This is a genomic window from Tenacibaculum tangerinum, from assembly GCF_029853675.1.
Classification (GTDB): Bacteria; Bacteroidota; Bacteroidia; order Flavobacteriales; family Flavobacteriaceae; genus Polaribacter; species Polaribacter tangerinum_A.
Map to the genome: position 1 here is coordinate 1,866,708 of NZ_CP122539.1, position 19,434 is coordinate 1,886,141.

16 protein-coding genes are annotated in these 19,434 nt (G+C 34.3%); 9 read left to right on the forward strand and 7 right to left on the reverse strand.

The features are described from left to right. Positions 1-17 precede the first annotated feature (17 nt). The 7 genes from P8625_RS08175 to topA form a co-directional block, all read right to left on the reverse strand. Positions 18-1,070: an NAD(P)/FAD-dependent oxidoreductase gene (locus P8625_RS08175; protein WP_279649978.1), complete on the reverse strand. Its 1,053-nt coding sequence runs from the start codon at positions 1,068-1,070 to the stop codon at positions 18-20. A gap of 75 nt (positions 1,071-1,145) precedes the next feature. After that, positions 1,146-2,006, reverse strand: a complete 861-nt coding sequence (porN, locus tag P8625_RS08180) for a type IX secretion system ring subunit PorN/GldN (RefSeq protein ID WP_279649979.1) — start codon at positions 2,004-2,006, stop codon at positions 1,146-1,148. An 18-nt stretch (positions 2,007-2,024) separates the two neighbouring features. Continuing rightward, positions 2,025-3,560, reverse strand: a complete 1,536-nt coding sequence (gene porM, locus P8625_RS08185; protein WP_279649980.1) for a type IX secretion system motor protein PorM/GldM — start codon at positions 3,558-3,560, stop codon at positions 2,025-2,027. Between the two features lie 46 nt (positions 3,561-3,606). Then, entirely contained in the window at positions 3,607-4,248 is a 642-nt protein-coding gene (gene porL, locus P8625_RS08190) for a type IX secretion system motor protein PorL/GldL (RefSeq protein WP_279649981.1), read from the reverse strand. 49 nt (positions 4,249-4,297) lie between these two features. Then, positions 4,298-5,674 carry a T9SS ring complex lipoprotein PorK/GldK gene (gene porK, locus P8625_RS08195; RefSeq protein ID WP_279649982.1) on the reverse strand — a complete coding sequence of 459 codons (1,377 nt, stop codon included), beginning with the start codon at positions 5,672-5,674 and terminating at the stop codon, positions 4,298-4,300. A 96-nt stretch (positions 5,675-5,770) separates the two neighbouring features. After that, positions 5,771-6,931, reverse strand: a complete 1,161-nt coding sequence (locus P8625_RS08200; protein WP_279649983.1) for a formimidoylglutamase — start codon at positions 6,929-6,931, stop codon at positions 5,771-5,773. A gap of 29 nt (positions 6,932-6,960) precedes the next feature. After that, positions 6,961-9,474 carry a type I DNA topoisomerase gene (topA, locus tag P8625_RS08205; protein ID WP_279649984.1) on the reverse strand — a complete coding sequence of 838 codons (2,514 nt, stop codon included), beginning with the start codon at positions 9,472-9,474 and terminating at the stop codon, positions 6,961-6,963. Positions 9,475-9,674: 200 nt separating this feature from the next. Here topA and miaB point away from each other — a divergent pair, with 200 nt between their 5' ends. The 9 genes from miaB (at position 9,675) to P8625_RS08250 (ending at position 19,360) form a co-directional block, all read left to right on the forward strand. After that, the gene (gene miaB, locus P8625_RS08210; protein WP_279649985.1) at positions 9,675-11,129 is read left to right on the forward strand and encodes a tRNA (N6-isopentenyl adenosine(37)-C2)-methylthiotransferase MiaB; all 1,455 of its coding nucleotides are present in this window, start codon (positions 9,675-9,677) and stop codon (positions 11,127-11,129) included. A gap of 75 nt (positions 11,130-11,204) precedes the next feature. After that, a complete protein-coding gene (locus P8625_RS08215; protein WP_279649986.1) occupies positions 11,205-12,437 on the forward strand; it encodes a sigma-54 interaction domain-containing protein in 1,233 nt (410 codons plus the stop codon). A 46-nt stretch (positions 12,438-12,483) separates the two neighbouring features. Further along, positions 12,484-12,990 (forward strand): LptE family protein, encoded by a 507-nt coding sequence (locus P8625_RS08220; protein ID WP_279649987.1) that lies wholly within the window; start codon positions 12,484-12,486, stop codon positions 12,988-12,990. Positions 12,991-12,996: 6 nt separating this feature from the next. Next, positions 12,997-13,743: a hypothetical protein gene (locus tag P8625_RS08225; RefSeq protein ID WP_279649988.1), complete on the forward strand. Its 747-nt coding sequence runs from the start codon at positions 12,997-12,999 to the stop codon at positions 13,741-13,743. Then, complete coding sequence (gene secG, locus P8625_RS08230) at positions 13,744-14,088, forward strand: preprotein translocase subunit SecG (RefSeq protein ID WP_279649989.1); 345 nt, start codon at positions 13,744-13,746, stop codon at positions 14,086-14,088. It abuts the gene before it with no gap. A 163-nt stretch (positions 14,089-14,251) separates the two neighbouring features. Next, positions 14,252-14,527 carry a co-chaperone GroES gene (locus tag P8625_RS08235; RefSeq protein ID WP_279649990.1) on the forward strand — a complete coding sequence of 92 codons (276 nt, stop codon included), beginning with the start codon at positions 14,252-14,254 and terminating at the stop codon, positions 14,525-14,527. A 99-nt stretch (positions 14,528-14,626) separates the two neighbouring features. Continuing rightward, positions 14,627-16,261, forward strand: coding sequence for a chaperonin GroEL (groL, locus tag P8625_RS08240; RefSeq protein WP_279649991.1), 1,635 nt, complete (start codon positions 14,627-14,629; stop codon positions 16,259-16,261). 119 nt (positions 16,262-16,380) lie between these two features. Continuing rightward, complete coding sequence (locus tag P8625_RS08245) at positions 16,381-18,741, forward strand: hypothetical protein (RefSeq protein ID WP_279649992.1); 2,361 nt, start codon at positions 16,381-16,383, stop codon at positions 18,739-18,741. A gap of 289 nt (positions 18,742-19,030) precedes the next feature. Then, positions 19,031-19,360, forward strand: coding sequence for a hypothetical protein (locus tag P8625_RS08250; protein WP_279649993.1), 330 nt, complete (start codon positions 19,031-19,033; stop codon positions 19,358-19,360). Positions 19,361-19,434: the final 74 nt, after the last annotated feature.

The following is a 19,434-nucleotide window of genomic DNA, read 5'->3' on the forward strand; positions in this document are numbered from 1 at the left end:
ATAATGCAAACAAAAAGCTATTGCTCTAAGAATCTATTGATATTGATTTCCTCGTCTAGTTGTTCTCCTTTTTCTAGGTGATTGTACAGGTTTTCTGCAACGGTTGGTGCAATCATAACTCCTCGTGTTCCTAGGCCATTTAACACGGCTAATTGCGGATATTCAGCATGTGTGCCAACGAGAGGTCTTCTGTCTTTTACTGTGGGGCGTATTCCTGCCGATTGTTCGATTACTGTGTATGGAACTGCTATTATTTTTTGCAATTTTTCTTCTAGTTCTGTTCTCCCTTCTTTTGTAGGAGTTGCGGTTTTATCTGTCCAATTAAACGTCGCACCTATTTTGTAGGTATCATTGCCTAATGGCATTACAAATACACTTCCTTTTAGTAAAAAGTCTATTTGCAATTCAGGTGCATGAATCGTAATGGTTTCTCCTTTGGTTCCGTTCAAGGGTAAGGTATTGAAAAACGGATTTTTCTTCAGTCCAAATCCTTCACAAAACACAATTCGTTTTGCAGTAATAGCTCTATAACTAACGTTATCTTCTTGAATAACAACTTTTGAATAGTCAAATTCTTCTTCTATAAGGTTGTTTAATGATTTTATATATTCTTTGTAGATTTTTACTAATAAGGGCGTATCGATTCTCCCAGTACCTTTTAGTTCTCCGAAACCGTAACCTCCTATAATTCCTTTTGTTTTTTCTTTTGAAATTTTCGGATTCATATAGTACGATAGCATCGGTTTATCGGATGCTATAAACCAATTATTCTCGTCTCCTACACTGGTAAATACTTTTTTAGTAGTGAACTGATAATCTAAAGTACATTGTAACTTCTCTTCTAATTCTTGATAAAAAGGAATGGCTTTTTTTAGTTGCTCATGCCCATTCCAAACAGGGGTAAATCTTTTTAAAATAACTGGATTATATACGCCTCCAGCCACTACTGAAGATACTTGTGAATTGTTTTCAAAAACGACAAAGCTCTTCTTGTTTTTCAGCAATTGTTCTGTAAAAGCTATTCCTGAGAGTCCTAAACCTACTATGATATAATCTACCTCTGTATTCATAGTTCAAAAGTACTACTATTAAAACAAAAAAGCGTTTGCAATTGCAAACGCTTTTTTGTTTTAATACGAATAGAATTAATAATTCCACATATCCATTTCTCTATCACGAATACCCTCTTTAATTCTATTGGCTTCTAATAATTGGAATAAAGAATTGCCACGAACATAATCAGAGATGGCTCTATCTCCATAAATATTCTCTTCTTTTAGAATCGTAGAAGTAAAACGCCTCGCATTTAACAAGTTGTCATATGATAAGGGTTGGGCTGAATTTTCTGGATTGAATACTTTTGAACTGTGTAATGTTTCTCTAGCATCTGGGAAGAATACCCAAAACAACTCATACACATTTTCGGTATCGTCAATCTCTTCAACTCCCATTACTTGCACATCGGGCCCCATAGGTGCTAGTGCTAGCAAACGGTACTTTAACTCACCTTGACGTTTATCGAAATACCAAATACCCTTTAGCATATAGCCTTTGATATCTTCTGATTTGACGTAGTAATCATCTACATAATCTCCATTCTGTCTTTGGTTGTAGGTCATCGTTTTTACTTGCTCCATTCCTATTTTAGTAGTAAAATACGAGTCGTTATACACCTCTTTTATTTCACCATTTTTAATCCCTTTTAAAAGGGTATCAAATAAAGAACGTCTTGTTAAACCAGCATTCATCGTATCAATTGGATAGTAATACGGAAGATTTATTTTTTGATTCAAATCTACATATTCCCACACCACTTTAGACCACAACACATCTCTATCACTAATATAGCCGTAAGGAAGTGGTTTGTCATCTTCTGAAGCAATTTGAGCTTCAGATTTAAATCCAATTTCATCTACCTTTTTAGCATTTAAAAGGTTAGCTTGAGCACTTGCATAGCTCGTCGCTGCAAATGCGAATAAAACCATATAAAAACGCTTCCAATTCATACTTTCTTGTTTTACTTATTAATTCGTAATTTCTATGTTAACAGGCAATACCTTTTTAATTTTATAGTTTGAGCCAGAAACTGATGCCTGAATGTCAAAAATAGTAATTACATCATTTCTTCTTGCTTTGGTTAATGCTTGTTTTGCTCTTGCAGTCATTCTAGTTCCACTAACAGGAATCGCTACTTGCCCTGGTACTTTAATCTTAAAGCTCGATACGTTTAGTTTTAAGTCGAATAAGAAATCTGGTAAACCAGCCGCTACGGATACATTACCAACACTAGATTTTGGCATTTTCACCATATCATATTGACCTCTTACCATACCCACTGCTGGTGGGATGTCTTTAATTCTAAATTTCTTTACAGAACGTACTGCTTTGTCGGCTCCAGCTGGTGTACCTGTAACCACAATATTCACTTCACTTCCTTTTCCTGGGTACATTGTGTACTTGTCTCCACTTGTTCTTTTTAATCCTGGTGCCGAAGCAGCTACTTTATTGCTAGGCACTCCTGGAATAGAAATTGTTAAAGGATTGGCTAATCCACGGTATACTACGTTCATTTTATCTGCAGAAACTAATGCTTCGTTAGGTCTTGGAATAACCGCATACGATCCTTTAATTGGAATCGTTACTGTAGAGTCAGCTTCTTTGAACTTAAACTCTCCTAATAACTCCTTATCTCCTACATTTCCTGCTGGTCCATCTAAAATAACTTGACCTGCTTGGATTTTTTCACTAGCGATTTCCTCTCCGTTAATAATTACCTTTTCAGCAGTTAAATTTGGATCTTTCTTACCTAAGATAACTTTACCAGATAATTTTTCTCCAGGATAATAAGCTCCTTTATCAAAAACAACCATTGCTTCGTATTTGGTCATCGATACGGCACTTTGTAACTCTCCTTGTAATAGAGCGGATAACGCATCAGACTCTGTAGCTTTGATATCTGCTTGAATTTGGGTTAGTTTAGTTAACGAAGCAATTAACGGAAATCCTTCGTAGTTATACTTTAACCAGTCGATTTTCTTACCATCTTTATTAGTAACTTTATCTGTACTAAAACGAGTCGCTATTATATCTGCTACTTCTGTACCTTCTAAAGCTGCCATGGCATCGTTTCTAAAAGCATCAATTTTAGCTACGAACTCTTTACCTTCTTTGGTTACCTTTCCTCCTTTAAAGAACAATTCGTCTAAAAACTTAGACTTGTCCATGGTCTCATAGGCTTTTTTATCTTCTAGGTCACCCGTCATTCGGCTTTTTAAGTCTCCGATGTACGCATACAATTCGCTTGCTGCTACTTTAAGCTTATCTGTTTTCTCTTTAGCTTCGCCGTATTGCTTCTCTTGTTCTGCTGCTTTTTGGGCTAATGTTTCGTAAGCTATTTTATTCTTCTCAGCAGCTTTTTCATTTGCTACTGTTAACTTTTCATTCATTAATCCAAAAGCTGATAATACCTCTTTACTCATATTCATTGCCAACATTGCAATAAATACTAAGTACATAAGATTAATCATCTTCTGCCTTGGTGATAGTTTTCCTCCTGCCATATTAATTAGTTTGTTTTATTAATAATTTTTTGTTTTGATAAACTAATTAATTTTTGTTAGACATTGCGGTTAACATTCCTCCATATACTCCATTTAATGAAGATAGGTTTGTTGCTAACGACTGCATTTGTTCTTGTAAACGTTGTGAGTTTTCTACCATTGCAGAGTTTAAGTCAGCTTGTCTGCTAGCATTTTCTACTTGTGTTTGGTATAAACTATTTAACGATTCCATTTGAGCGGCTGCTCTTGACATTTGCTCGTTATAACTGTTTGTTGCTGAGATTGATTGAGTAGCAGAAGCTAAAGGCTGTACGGCTCCTTCAAAGTTTTTAATGCTATCGCCTAAACGAGATACCAATTGTGCATCTAATTTAGCTTCTTTTAAAATAGTATCTAATTTTTGTGACAACATACTTTGTGCATCTTCTGGAGTTGCCTCTTTACCTTTTTTTCCTGTTGTTTTTCCGTCTGCTAACTCTGGATATACTTTAGTCCAATCTAATTCGTCTTCTACACTTTCGAAAGCAGAAAGTGCGAATACTATTGCTTCGGTAATCATACCTAAGATTAACATTTCATTTCCAAATGGCCAGTGTAAGATTTTAAACAATGCTCCAAGGATAACTACTGAGGCTCCTAAACCGTAAGCCATATTAAACAATTTCTTGGTTGATTTTGATTGTGCCATAATTTTTTAAATTTTTGGGGATTAATATTTATTCTTGTTGTTTTGTTTCTTAATTGTTTTTATTCGTTCCTAAATAATCTTGTACAGTTCTAAATCCGATGTAACTTCTCGCAGTATCAGCGTATTCCCAATCACGAGAACTTACTTCTAAGAAATAAGCTACATCTTTCCATGAACCTCCACGGATAATTTTTCTTCTATTTTCTTTAATTTCAACATTAGGATTCATCGTAGATCCCATGTAATATGACATTTGGCTATAGGCAGTATTTGTCCACTCAGAAACGTTTCCTGCCATATTAAATAATCCATATTCATTAGGGTTGTATGATAATGCTTCAACTGTGTATAAAGCTCCATCAGCAGCATAGTCACCACGCACTGGTTTAAAGTTCGCTAAAAAACATCCTCTATCACTGGTAGTGCTGGGTCCACCCCAAGGATACTTACCGTAGTTAAGTCCACCACGAGCGGCATATTCCCATTCTGCTTCTGTTGGCAATCTAAATGCAGGAACTAACCCTAGTTTTTTCCTTGAACGCTGGTAGCTATTCTTTGCTTTCGTTCTCCAATGACAAAAAGCCTTTGCTTGATTCCAAGTAACCCCTACAACTGGGTAATTTTCGTATGCTTTGTGGGCAAAATATTCTTGGTGCATAGGATCGTTGTATGAGTAATTAAAATCTTTAATCCAAACTGTGGTGTCTGGGTACACATTAATTACCTTATCTTTTAAGAAGTCTTTTCTGTTTTTACCTGTTCTGGCAGCTGCTTCGTTATCAAACCAGTAATATCTATAATCTAATAAATCTACGTTAAAGGTTCTTACTCCGTTCAATGCCTCATCTTTTTTAATATAAAGTGAGTCCATTACCTCTACATAGTCTGCGTCTGGGTATTCTTGAGAATCCCAAATGATTTCTTCTTCCCAATTTAGTGGCTTTAGTGAATCTAATCCTTCACCCAACTCGTAATAATTTTCACGCATGTATTTTTCATACGGAGTTTCATTTACTGTATCTTTTGAGGCAAAGGCATATAATTGAATTCCTTTAGCGTTTTTACCTGTACTGGCTTCGTCTCCTCCTAAAGAAGCAAACTCTGCCTGATAAGCTAGCTTCGTTCTTGTTATAGAGTCTCTTACCCAATGAACAAATGCTTTATACTCACTATTGGTAATTTCTGTTTCATCCATATAAAATGGCTGAACCGTAACAGTTTTAGTTGGGGCATTCATAGCTCCCATGGGGTCTTCATCTTGTTTCCCCATAGTAAAAGATCCTCCAGGAATCTTGGCCATGCCGTATGGTTTTTCTGCAAACCACTTTCTTTTGGACTTTACTCCTACCAACTCCCCTCTATCACCACTTGAACCACAAGAGTAAATGATAGATACTAACAATGCAAGTACTGTTATTTTTTTCATATTATATCTTTCTTATAAAAGAGACGTAAACCTATTATTTTTTTTATTAAAAAACAATTACGAGTTATTATTTTTTAAAGAACACACAACCTTCTTCTAAACAAGCTTTTGCAGGGCTTTATACCATCGTTCGGGTGTTTTTTGTTGTAGTGCCTGTTCATAATCTCGATAGTTACATGGTATTAACGTATGTCTTTTGTGTTTATTATTCGATATTAAATTTATTTCCATCCACCAACGACCACTTTTATCACTTTTGTAAAAGTTTATTGGATCATCATCATTCAAAAGTACTGTAAACTTCTGATAACTTTCTTTTGTTGCAAACGGATAATCTTTAGCTCTTGAATTCACTCCTTCTATAAAATACCAAATCATTTGTGCTATTAGATTTGCTGTTTGAAAGTTTGAATCTAATGTACTATTGTATTCGTAAATACCAAAAGAGGTTACTTTATCACTAATTCCTGCATAACGTGCAATAGCACATATTTCTTCTCCGTAAAAACCGTTCGGAGAAGCATTTTTATTTGCAGAGGCTTCGCTCTGTCGAACGCATCCTATATCTATACTAACTACGTCAGCATCGCGCATAACAGGTTCAACTAATGTTACGTCTTTGACCTCACCCAATCGGTATGCATCAAAATACAACTTATCTAATAAGCTTATTTCTTCTTGAGAGTTAAAGTAGGTTTGATACCCTATATTGCTAAAATTAAATAAATTATTGGGCTGCTCCATAACAATCTTGCTTACGTAAGATTTAGAGTTCAATTCATCTTCTATAGTTCCTAAATCAAATCGGCTATCTACCGCTACTAGATTTACTGTTTGCTCTAATTCGTCGTAAGCCCTATAATTTGCATACGTTATATCTTGCCCACCTCCTATAATTATAGGTAGTATGCTATTTTTAAGCAAAAATGTTACAGATGATTTAACCGCAAAATAAGTGTCTTGTATCGTATTTCCTTGTTCGATATCTCCAAGATCTGCGATACCTACATTCCACTTACCAGGAAATAGTTGATATAAATGTTTACGAATTTCATTGAGTTCTTTCCCCGTTCCCAAATTATGTACAGCACCTCTATCTTCTTTAACTCCTATAATAGCTACAGAAATCTCGTTCAAATCTGGAAAGCCAGCTTGAGTAGTATGCAATTGAATATTTCTTCCAAGTGTGGAAGAAGATTGCAATACTGCATGAGCAAGTACAGAGTCTTCTATTGGGGTAAAGAAGTCTATATTCATTATAAGGGGAAATTTAAGGTTGCAATATACTAAACTATTTTTTTTATCAAAGCTTCTTTATTTTTTTTAGCCGCTTTCTTTCTTGTTGCTTTCTTCTTCGGAGACTTTGCTTCTATCATCTTAACCGCCTCTTCTTGTGTTAGTTTTTCAATTTCTGTGGTTTTAGGAAGTTCTACTTTCACTTTCCCCTTAATTACATTAAAACGACCCCAACGTGCTTTTTCTACACGAATTCCGACTTCTTCAAAATTATGTATTAACTTTTCTCGTTCCTTTTGTTTTTTATCTTCAATTAACTCTTCTAGATCTGCCTGACTTAAATTGTCAAAATCATACTTCTTATTTACATTAATAAATATAGAATTCCATTTGATATAGGGTCCGAAACGCCCTACACCTTTTTGAATAGGCATGCCTTCGTAGTTTCCAATAGGGGCATCGGCTTTTCTTTTTGCTTCTATGAGTTCGATGGCTCTCTCCATATCTACCGACATCGGATTTTCATCTTTATCTAACGATACATACTTCCCATCAAACTTAATATAAGGACCAAACCTTCCATTGGCAACTACCACTTCTTTCCCTTCGTATTCACCAACTACCTTTGGCAATTTGAACAAATCCATAGCCTCTTCGTAGGTAATGGAATTCATGGTTTGATTTGCTTGTAAACTTGCAAAACGAGGTTTTTCTTCGTCGGTAGCTTCACCGATTTGCACCATAGCTCCGTAACGACCTAATCTCACATATACATTTTTACCACTTTCGGGGTCTACTCCTAACAAACGTTCTCCTTTCGCCCTATCGGCATTTTCAGCAACATCTTCTACAACTACATGAAAGTTATTGTAAAAGTCTTTAATCATTGCTGTCCAATCTTCTTTCCCCTCAGCAATTTCGTCAAAATCATTCTCTACTCTGGCAGTGAAACCATAATCTAAAATAGCGTCGAAGTTTTCGACCAAGAAATCATTGACAATATTTCCTATATCTGTAGGAACTAGCTTTCCTTTTTCTGAACCTACTCTTTCTGTTAACGTTTGTTCTGATACCGCTTGATTGGCTAAACTTAACTGTGTATACGCTCTTTCGTTTCCTTCTACAGTTCCTTTTTCGACATACTCTCTTCGTTGAATTGTTGAAATAGTTGGCGCATAGGTAGAAGGACGACCAATACCCAATTCTTCTAACTGTTTTACTAAAGACGCTTCTGTATATCTCGCAGGAGGTCTTGTATAACGCTCGGTTGCTGTTATCAATTCATTCACCAATCGCTCTTTAACTTCCATTTTCGGCAGCATTCCTGCTTGCTCTTCTTCTTCATTATCTGTTCCTTCAAGGTACACCTTTAAAAAGCCTTCAAATGTAATTACTTCTCCATTTGCTGTAAACTGCTTTTTGTTCTTATCGTTATCTATTTTCACCACGGTGCGCTCTAACTGAGCTTCACTCATTTGTGAAGCGAGTGTACGCTTCCAAATTAAGCTATACAATCTTGTTTGGTCATACTCGCCTGTAATTTCATGTTGCTCCATGTTGGTAGGGCGAATCGCCTCGTGCGCCTCTTGCGCTCCTTTTGATTTGGTTGCGTAGTTACGTGGCTTGCTGTACTCTTCTCCGTACGAAGCAATGATTTCTGCTTGGGCAGCATTTTTTGCATCGTTCGATAAATTTACACTATCTGTTCTCATGTACGTTATCAAACCTGCCTCGTATAAACGCTGTGCAACCAGCATTGTTTTTGCTACAGGAAATCCTAATTTTCTCGACGCTTCTTGTTGTAACGTAGAAGTAGTAAATGGTGGTGCAGGAGATTTTTTTGCTGGTTTTTTTTGCAAATCAGCTACCGAAAATTCTGCATGCAAACACGAGTTTAAAAAAGCTTCTGCCTCTTTTTTTGTTGAAAAATTCTTGGCAAGTTTTGCCTTGAACTTTTTTCCTTCTTCATTAACAAATTCTGCATCAACTCGGTAAGATGCTTCTGGGGTAAAACTTTCAATTTCTCTTTCTCTCTCAACAATTAGTCTTACAGCAACCGACTGTACTCTACCTGCCGATAACCCTGGTTTTACTTTTCTCCACAATACAGGAGATAACTCATACCCTACGATTCTATCTAACACACGTCGCGCTTGTTGCGCATCAACTAAATTATAATTGATGGTACGTGGATTTTCAATAGCTTTTAAAATGGCATTTTTAGTAATAGAGTTAAAAACAATACGTTTTGTATTTTCTTCCTTCAATTTTAGTTGCTCTGCCAAATGCCATGCTATGGCCTCTCCTTCACGGTCTTCATCGGAAGCTAACCAAACAACGTCTGCCTTTTTCGCTAAGTCTTTCAGTTTTTTTACCACCGCTTTTTTATCGGTTGAAACCACATATTTTGGCTTAAAGTCTCCTTCAACATTAACTCCTAGCTCTTTGGATGGTAAGTCTGCAATATGTCCAAAACTCGATTCTACTTGAAAGTCTTTTCCTAAGAACTTTTCTATCGTTTTTGCTTTAGCAGGTGACTCAACGATTACTAAATTTTTTGCCATAGGTTTGTATCTCTTAATCTTTTTTATACCCTATTAAAACAGGTACAATTCAGTTTGCAAAAGTATATAGTTTTTTTTTAATGAGTTTGTTTTTACAAAATTTTACTTTTTCTTAAAGAAACAATTCCTGTCAATTTGTCACGAATTACACTTTTTGGTTGTATCTTTGCTCCCTATTATTAGTACGATTTTAGGATTTTATGGAACACGTAGAGAAAGTAATTGATGAGAAAAAACAAGGAAAAGCACTTGTTACAGAACATAAAAAAGGGAACAACAAAAAACTTTTTATTGAAAGTTATGGTTGCCAAATGAATATGAACGACAGCGAAATTGTGGCGTCGATTTTAGCTGAACAGGGTTTTAACACTACACAAACCTTAGAAGATGCAGATTTGGTGTTGGTAAATACGTGCTCGATTCGCGAAAAAGCAGAAACTACCGTTCGTAACAGACTGCAAAAATACAATCATGCAAAAAAACACAATCCGAAAATGAAAGTTGGGGTATTGGGTTGTATGGCTGAACGCTTAAAAGAGAAGTTTTTAGAGGAAGAGAAAATTGTAGATTTGGTGGTAGGTCCTGATGCCTATCGTGATTTACCTAATTTAATAGAAGAAGTAGATGCAGGTCGTGATGCTGTTAATGTTATTTTATCGAAAGAAGAAACCTATGCCGATGTTTCTCCTGTACGATTAAATTCTAACGGAGTTTCAGCATTTGTATCGATTACGCGTGGTTGTGATAATATGTGTACGTTCTGCGTGGTTCCGTTTACTCGTGGTCGTGAGCGCAGCCGTGACCCTAAGAGTATTATTGAAGAGATTCGCAGCATGCAAGAAAAAAACTTTAAAGAAATTACCTTACTGGGTCAGAATGTAGATTCTTATTTATGGTATGGTGGTGGCTTGAAAAAAGATTTTAAAAAGGCTTCTGAGTTAGCACAGGCTACCGCAGTGAATTTTGCACAATTGCTAGACATGTGTGCTACTGAGTTTCCTAAAATGCGTTTCCGTTTTTCAACTTCAAATCCGCAAGATATGACGTTGGATGTTATTCATGTGATGGCAAAACACGAAAATATTTGCAAATACATTCACTTGCCTGTTCAAAGCGGAAGCAACAATATGTTAAAAGCGATGAATCGTCAGCATACTCGCGAAGAGTATATGGAATTGGTTGACAATATTTACAAAATTGTTCCTGAAATGGCGTTGAGTCAAGATATGATTGCTGGTTTCTGTGGTGAAACTGAAGAAGACCATCTTGATACGTTAGATATGATGAACTACGTAAAGTATAGCTTCGGATTTATGTTTGCCTATTCTGAAAGACCGGGTACTTTGGCTGCAAAAAAAATGGAAGACGATGTTCCTTTAGCAATTAAAAAACGTCGTTTACAAGAAATTATCGATTTGCAACAAGAACATAGCTTGTACAGAGCTAAAGAGCATGTGGGTAAAATTCAAGAAGTATTAATTGAAGGAACCTCAAAAAAGAATGAAAATGAATGGAAAGGTCGTAATACACAAAATACCGTAGTTGTTTTTCCTAAGGAACACTATAAAATGGGTGATTTTGTAAATGTAAAAATTGAAGATTGTACGTCTACTACCTTAAAAGGAATCGCAGTAGGCTATTCTGAAAATAATTAATATATAGAAAATAGAGTCAAGAGAAAAGACGCAATCTTTTCTCTCTATTCTTTTTTCTTTACTGTAAAGAAAGCAATGGAAAATTTACAAGCTATAAAACAACGTTTTGGAATTATCGGTAACGATATGCAACTCAATCGCGCTATTGAAAAAGCGATTCGGGTGGCTCCTACTGATATTTCGGTGTTAGTTACCGGAGAAAGCGGTGTGGGAAAAGAAAACATTCCAAGAATCATTCATCAATTATCTCACAGAAAACATGCAAAATACATTGCTGTAAACTGTGGTGCGATTCCTGAAGGAACTATTGACAGTGAATTATTCGGACATGAAAAAGGAGCTTTTACAGGAGCAACGCAAACTCGTAAAGGGTATTTTGAAGTGGCAGATGGAGGTACCATTTTTCTAGATGAAGTAGGCGAACTCCCTTTAACAACACAAGTACGTTTGTTGCGCGTATTGGAAAACGGAGAGTTTATCAAAGTAGGGTCGTCTCAGGTACAAAAAACCAATGTTCGTATTGTCGCTGCAACCAACGTAAACATGCACGAAGCTATTGCCAAAGAAAAGTTTCGTGAAGACTTATACTATCGACTAAGCACTATCGAAATTTCACTTCCTCCATTGAGAGAACGTGGAGAAGATATACACTTGTTATTTAGAAAGTTTGCTGCTGATTTTGCCCAAAAATATCGAATGCCCACTATTCGACTGGATGAAGATGCGGTAAAGATGTTGTTAAACTATCATTTCCCTGGTAACATTCGTCAGCTAAAAAACATTGCCGAGCAAGTATCAATCGTTGAAGAAAACAGGTTTATTACTCCTGAAAAACTCCTTCAATATTTACCTAAAAACCGTAGTAACTTGCCTGCGGTAGTTGGAGGCAAAACAACAAATCAGTCAGATTTCGCCAACGAACGAGATATTATGTATAAAATCTTGTTTGATATGCGTAATGACATTAACGATCTAAAAAAACTAACCTTAGATTTAATGCAAAATGGCAATTCTGAACAAGTCCAAGAGGATAACCATCGTTTAATTGAACGTATTTATCAAGACCAAGACTTGTCGGAAGCTTCAAATATAGAAGTTGTACAAATACCAAAATCATCTTCTCATCAAAGTGATTATGACTATGCAGAAACCATTGAAGAAGATGAGAATTTATCCTTACAAGAAAAAGAAATTGAAATGATAAAAAAATCTCTCGAAAAGAATAATGGAAAGCGTAAGTTAGCTGCCAAAGAATTAGGAATTTCAGAAAGAACTTTATATCGAAAAATAAAACAGTACGACTTGTAAAAACTCGTGCATATTATATAAACTTGAATTGTTTACTTTTAATTTTATGAAAAAGCTATTTTACTTTATTACTTTTATCGCTACAACTATTGTAATGTTAGGTTGTGGAGTCTACTCTTTTACAGGAGGAAACATTGGAGATGCAAAAACAATTCAGGTTGATTTTTTTCCTAACCAAGCACCTTTAGTAGAGCCAACACTTAGTCAAAGGTTTACACAAGACTTACAAGATTTGTTTACGCGTCAAACCAATTTAACCTTGGTAAAAGCTGGTGGCGACTTGCATTTTTACGGTGAAATTGTCGACTATCGTATTACTCCAATGAGTGCCACTGCACAACAAACAGCTGCTCAAAACCGCTTAACAATTGTTGTAAATGTGAACTTTGTGAATGCTTTAGTAGAAAAAGATAATTTTGAAAAGCGTTTCTCTTATTTCGATGATTATGGGGCTAACGAACAGCTAACAGGAGAAGTTTTAGAAGCTGCCTTAGATGAAATTTTAGGACGTATTACACAAGATATTTTTAATGCCTCAGTGGCAAAATGGTAGTTTTTTTTGAATAAGGATTCGTACATACAGTTATTAGAAAAACCTGAATTAGTTTCTCAAGAACAAGTTTCAGATATTACTGCTATTATTCAAAAGTACCCTTATTTTCAATCTGCTCGAGCACTTCGTTTAAAAATTTTAAAAAATCAAGAAAGTTACAAATACAATAACGAGTTAAAAATAACAGCGGCTCATACGAGTGATAGAAGTGTTTTATTTGATTTTATTACGTCTAAGGTCTTCAAAGAAGTATCCCAACAAGAACCAAAAATTACTTTAAAAGAAAAGATTCTACCCAAAAGAAAACCAACAAAAGTTACAGATGTAGAAGAAGATTTAGCTATCGGAAAACCACTTTCATTTACAAAAAATGAAACATTTTCTTTCAATCAATGGCTACAACTATCCTCGAAAAAAGCGATTATAAGAACTTCTGACGATAATAAACCTCTAGAAAAGCAAGTAGATGAGAATCCTGAACAATCTGAACAAGATGCTATTATCGATCGTTTTATTAAAACCGCTCCAAAAATATCTCGTCCTAACAAGACAATTGTCTCTGACGTAAAAATTACCGAAAACAAACAAAATAACCCGTTAGCTACTGAAACTTTAGCTAAGGTATATTTAGAGCAAAAGAAATATGATAGTGCGATTCAAGCATATAAAATATTAAGTTTGAAATATCCAGAAAAAAGTGGTTTCTTTGCAGACCAAATTAAAAGAATACAAATTTTACAAAACAATAAATAAATGACAACGTATACTTTACTTTTAGTTTTAATATTGATTGTTGCAATAGCATTAATCTTAATTGTAATGGTTCAGAATCCTAAAGGTGGAGGATTATCTTCATCATTTGGAGGCGGTGGAGCTCAAAATATTGGAGGTGTACAAAATACGAATAGCTTTTTAGACAGAACTACTTGGACTTTAGCTATTACCATGTTTGCCTTAATTTTATTAGCAAATTTTGCTATTCCAAGAGGTAATGCAGCCGATGCCCCTCAATTAGATGAAACGTTAAACAATTACGAAACTACTACAACTCCTGCTGCACCAGCAGCAACTGATACTGCTAAAGATAGCGCTCAGTAGTTTTTACAAAATACACGATGAAATGCCGACGTAAATGACACGTTGGCATTTTTTTTATACGTACCTCAAATGTGTTAGAAAAATTGTCAGCAAAAATCTAATGGCATAATTTCTGACAAGACATAACCAGTAAAAATTAATTTAATCAATCAAAAAATATAAAATGGGATTAAACATTAAACCTTTAGCAGATAGAGTTCTTGTAGAACCAGCTGCAGCAGAAACTACTACAGCATCAGGAATCATCATTCCTGACAACGCAAAGGAAAAACCACAAAAAGGAACTATCGTTGCCGTTGGAAACGGAACCAAAGACGAACCTTTAACGGTTAACGTTGGTGATACTGTTTTATACGGAAAGTACGCTGGTACTGAGCTCAAATTGGAAGGAAAAGATTATCTAATCATGAGAGAAAGCGACATCTTCGCTATTATCTAATAAGTTATTTGCTTTTAGCTTTTTGCTATTAGCCACTAATCAAAAAAATTAAAAAACTAAGCCAAAAGCTATAAGCTAACGGCTAAAAACTAAAACAAAATGGCAAAAGATATAAAATTTGATGTAGACGCTCGCGACGGATTAAAACGTGGAGTTGATGCATTGGCAAATGCAGTAAAAGTAACCTTAGGACCTAAAGGGCGTAATGTAATTATTTCTAAATCATTCGGAGCTCCTCACGTAACTAAAGATGGAGTTTCTGTAGCAAAAGAAGTAGAGCTAGAAGATGAGTTAGAAAATATGGGAGCTCAAATGGTAAAAGAAGTAGCTTCTAAAACAAACGATTTAGCTGGTGACGGTACTACTACTGCAACCGTACTAGCACAAGCTATCGTAAAAGAAGGATTAAAAAACGTGGCTGCGGGGGCAAATCCGATGGATTTAAAACGCGGTATCGAAAAAGCGGTTACTGCGATTACTGAAGATTTAGCTAAGCAAGCAAAAGAAGTGGGTGATTCTTCAGAAAAAATTCAGCAAGTAGCTTCAATCTCTTCTAATAACGACACCGTAATTGGTAACTTAATTGCAGAAGCATTTGGTAAAGTTGGAAAAGAAGGAGTAATTACTGTTGAAGAAGCTAAAGGAACTGACACGTATGTTGATGTTGTTGAAGGAATGCAATTTGACCGTGGATACTTATCACCATACTTCGTAACCGATGCCGATAAAATGATTGCCGATTTAGAAAATCCGTATATCTTATTATTCGATAAAAAGATTTCTAACTTACAAGAAATTCTTCCAATTTTAGAGCCTGTAGCACAATCAGGAAGACCCTTATTAATTGTTGCTGAAGACGTTGACGGGCAAGCTTTAGCTACCTTAGTAGTGAACAAATTGCGTGGTGGATTGAAAATCGCTGCAGTAAAAGCTCCAGGGTTTGGTGACCGTAGAAAAGCAATGTTAGAAGACATCGCTATTTTAACAGGAGGTACGGTAATTTCTGAGGAAAGAGGTTTCTCGTTAGAAAATGCTACATTAGACTTATTAGGTACTGCTGAAACAGTGACTATTGACAAGGATAATACGACTATCGTAAACGGTTCTGGTGATGAAGCTCAAATCAAAGCTCGTGTAAACCAAATCAAAGCACAAATAGAAACGACTACTTCTGATTACGATCGCGAAAAATTACAAGAGCGTTTGGCGAAGTTAGCGGGCGGAGTGGCAGTGTTATATGTAGGTGCTGCTTCTGAAGTAGAAATGAAAGAAAAGAAAGATCGTGTTGACGATGCCTTACACGCTACAAGAGCTGCTGTAGAAGAAGGTATTGTAGCTGGTGGTGGTGTAGCTTTGGTACGTGCTAAAAAAGTATTAGAGGCAATTACTACTGATAACCTAGATGAAACTACAGGTATTCAAATCGTAAACAGAGCTATTGAATCTCCATTACGCACTATTGTTGAAAATGCAGGAGGTGAAGGTTCGGTTGTTATTAATAAAGTTTTAGAAGGCGATAAAGACTTTGGTTACGACGCGAAGTCTGAAACCTATGTAGATATGTTAGAAGCTGGTATTATCGACCCTAAAAAAGTAACACGTGTGGCATTAGAAAACGCTGCTTCTGTAGCAGGAATGATCTTAACTACGGAATGTGCTTTAGTAGACATTAAAGAAGATAACCCAGGCGGCGGAATGCCTCCAATGGGCGGTGGAATGCCAGGAATGATGTAGGTAGAGAAGGCTCGCGACACCTAAATATTTTAAAACCTCGGGGAAATCTCCGAGGTTTTTTGTATGATTACGGCATTATTTTTGCGGTTTTTTAGGAAAGAAAAATTAAAAACAAGACTATGAAAAAAATATTCTTCTTACTAATCTTAGTACCTACTTGTAACTTATTATTAGCACAAAAAAGCATTATTAAAAGCTACTCTAATTACTTTGAAAACACTAGAGAGGTACCCTTTTTGCACTTAAATAAAACTACTTTTTTTGTTGGAGAAGAAATTTGGTTCAAAGCTTACGTACAAGAGCAAAACTCTCAAAAACTCCACAAGACAACATCTAATTTATACATTTCTATTTTTGACCAAAAAGGCAACATAAAAGACCAAAAGTTAATTAAAATAACTGAAGGTATCGGAAGAGGAAATATAAAAATTGACTCAACTTATACCAAAGAAAGTTACTATTTAAAGGCCTCAACAAGTTGGATGAAAAATTTCCACGAAGACAATTCATATATCCAAGAAATAAGTATTATTACAAATGAGAAACAACAAACTGATAATTCAATTAATCAAGAAGAATTTTATGAATTCAAATTATTTCCTGAAGGTGGTCATATAGTTTCTGAAACGATAAACAATCTAGGGGTTCTGATAAAAAATAAGAATAATGAAGGTATTCACATTAGTAAAGGAGTAGTTAAAAATAGTAAAGGTGTAGTAATAAAAGAGTTTACAACCAATAAATTTGGATTGGGAAGTGTTAACCTATTTTTTGATAAAAATGAAATTTACACACTAGAGGCGACATTAGACAATGGAATTTTAATTACTCAAAAAACTTCTATCCCTAAAGAGATTGGGATTACTATGAGAGTAATTAATAGTAATACTAAGAAGTTATTCATTAAATTTAGCACAAACGAAAAATCTTTACCCAATCTGAATACAAAAACATATACTGTATTTATTCATAATACCAGAAACTATCAAAAGCAAGAATTGACATTTCAAAATAACAACACAAACTATTCAATTATCATAAATAAAGAAAATTTAATAGCGGGAGTTAACATAATAACGGTATTTAATGAAAATTTTGAGCCTATTTTAGAACGAATTATATACAATCATAAGAAAGAACTTTACGCCGATATTGGTATAACAAAAATCAACTCAACGAATGACTCTCTAACTTTTCAAATCAAAAACAAAAGTAATCAAAAGCTTTATTTAAGTTCCTCATTTCTTCCTTTTCATACAAAAGCATATAAACCAACTGATAATATCTATAATGCCTTTATCTTTAAACCCTACATTAAAGGACACATTCAAGATGCTGAATATTATTTAAGTAACATAAATCATAAAAAACTACGTGATTTAGACTTGCTACTACTCACACAAGGATGGAGCAAATATGATTGGTCTAATATCTTCAATAATCATCCTAAAACTTATTATGAGTTTGAAAATGGTATAACCATTACGGGAAAACTTAACAAACCATTGAAAAGCGATCAAGAGCTTTTAATTTTCTCTGGAGAAAATAATATTGTGCAAGTTCTAAAACCAAATAATGGAAACTTTAAACTCCCGAATACTTTCGTTCATGAAGACTCACATATACAATTTGGGATAAAAGGAAAAGAAAAAATCATACATAAAATTACCCCTTCACTTCAATTTTCCAAGCGAAGTTCCTATGAAATTTTACCAAATAACTACACCGACAAGATTCAAAACAAAAAGCAATTGAATTTTAAAATAGAAAATTTAGCATCAACTTTTAAAGAAACTGAAATACTTGATGAAGTTAGGATAAGAAAGAAAAGGAATATTGAAGAGTATGAAAATCCTCCATACGGAGCTGTTACTTTTTTGAGTAGACAAAAAATGAAAAATTATATTTTCTCTTCTAGTGAGACTGTGATTGATTTTCTAAAAGGTAAACTTTATAATATTTATATGGATGATGGAGAAGTAATAATTAATCCAAGGTCTGGTTGTACATTAAAAACAAATAATTACAAATTTAGACCCTTAGTCAGACTATTTCTTGACAATAATGAAATAAGTCAAATGTTATGGATTACAGAAACTTTATATCTCGATAGAGTAAAAGAAATTTATTATGGTAGAGTTTTTGACAACAATAGTTGTGAACATGTTTATATATACTCCTATTCTCCAGCTGAATACAAAAATAAAAAAAGTACTTTCTCATATTATCGTGTATCAAAAGGTTTTTCAAAAGCCAAAGAATATTACACTCCTACTTATAATTCCTATATTGATTATAAATACGTATATTTTGGAGATGTTTTTTGGAAACCTGATATTGAAATTAAACCCAATTCATATTTTCAATTTAAAGTTCCTTTAAACTTACAAGAAAAAATTATTATTTATACTGAAGGGATTTCTGAGTCAGGACAACTAATCTCTAAAAAGCATGTCCTTTCAAAAAAAACCAATCAATAATTGCGAACCTTGAGATTACTCTCAAGGTTTTCTATTTTTACTAAAAGACAAAAAAACTCATTAAAAAACGCAACTAGTTAATTCCGAGTTTTTTTTGTATAATTGATAGAAAATAATATGAGATATGGCCAATAGTAGTATTAAAGAAGAAATTCGTAATTACAAACTGTATAAAATCTAAATTACTGATCAAAAAATACGTGAATTTGAAAATACTTTTAAAAAGATGGAGGAAAAATCTCTTTCTTAGAGTATCAAAGATTTTTCTCTAAATTCTACTAAAATTATTGTGCTGTTACTATCAATTTTAACAGCTAGTTTTTCTTTAATTTTTTTCTTCCCTGAGCTAATAATTTCAATTGTAGAAAAATCAACCAAATCTTCACTTGCTCAAGACAGTCAAACAGTTTTGTTATTAAATCATAATATATTTTCCTACATTTTCTTCTCTACCAGTATAATTTTATTCATTTTAGCCTATACCATAAATAAAAATATAAAAAATCGTAACTATACATTTAAGTTACATCAATTAACTAGTGAAATATTAAATCATTTAAAAGATATATCTAAAGATGAAAAAACAAAATATGAAGCCTACTATATAGAGAATACCTAATAAAACAATCTAAAAAACTTTTTATTTAGTTATAAGTGAAGTAGAAAAACACATATTTATGGACGGGAATGAGT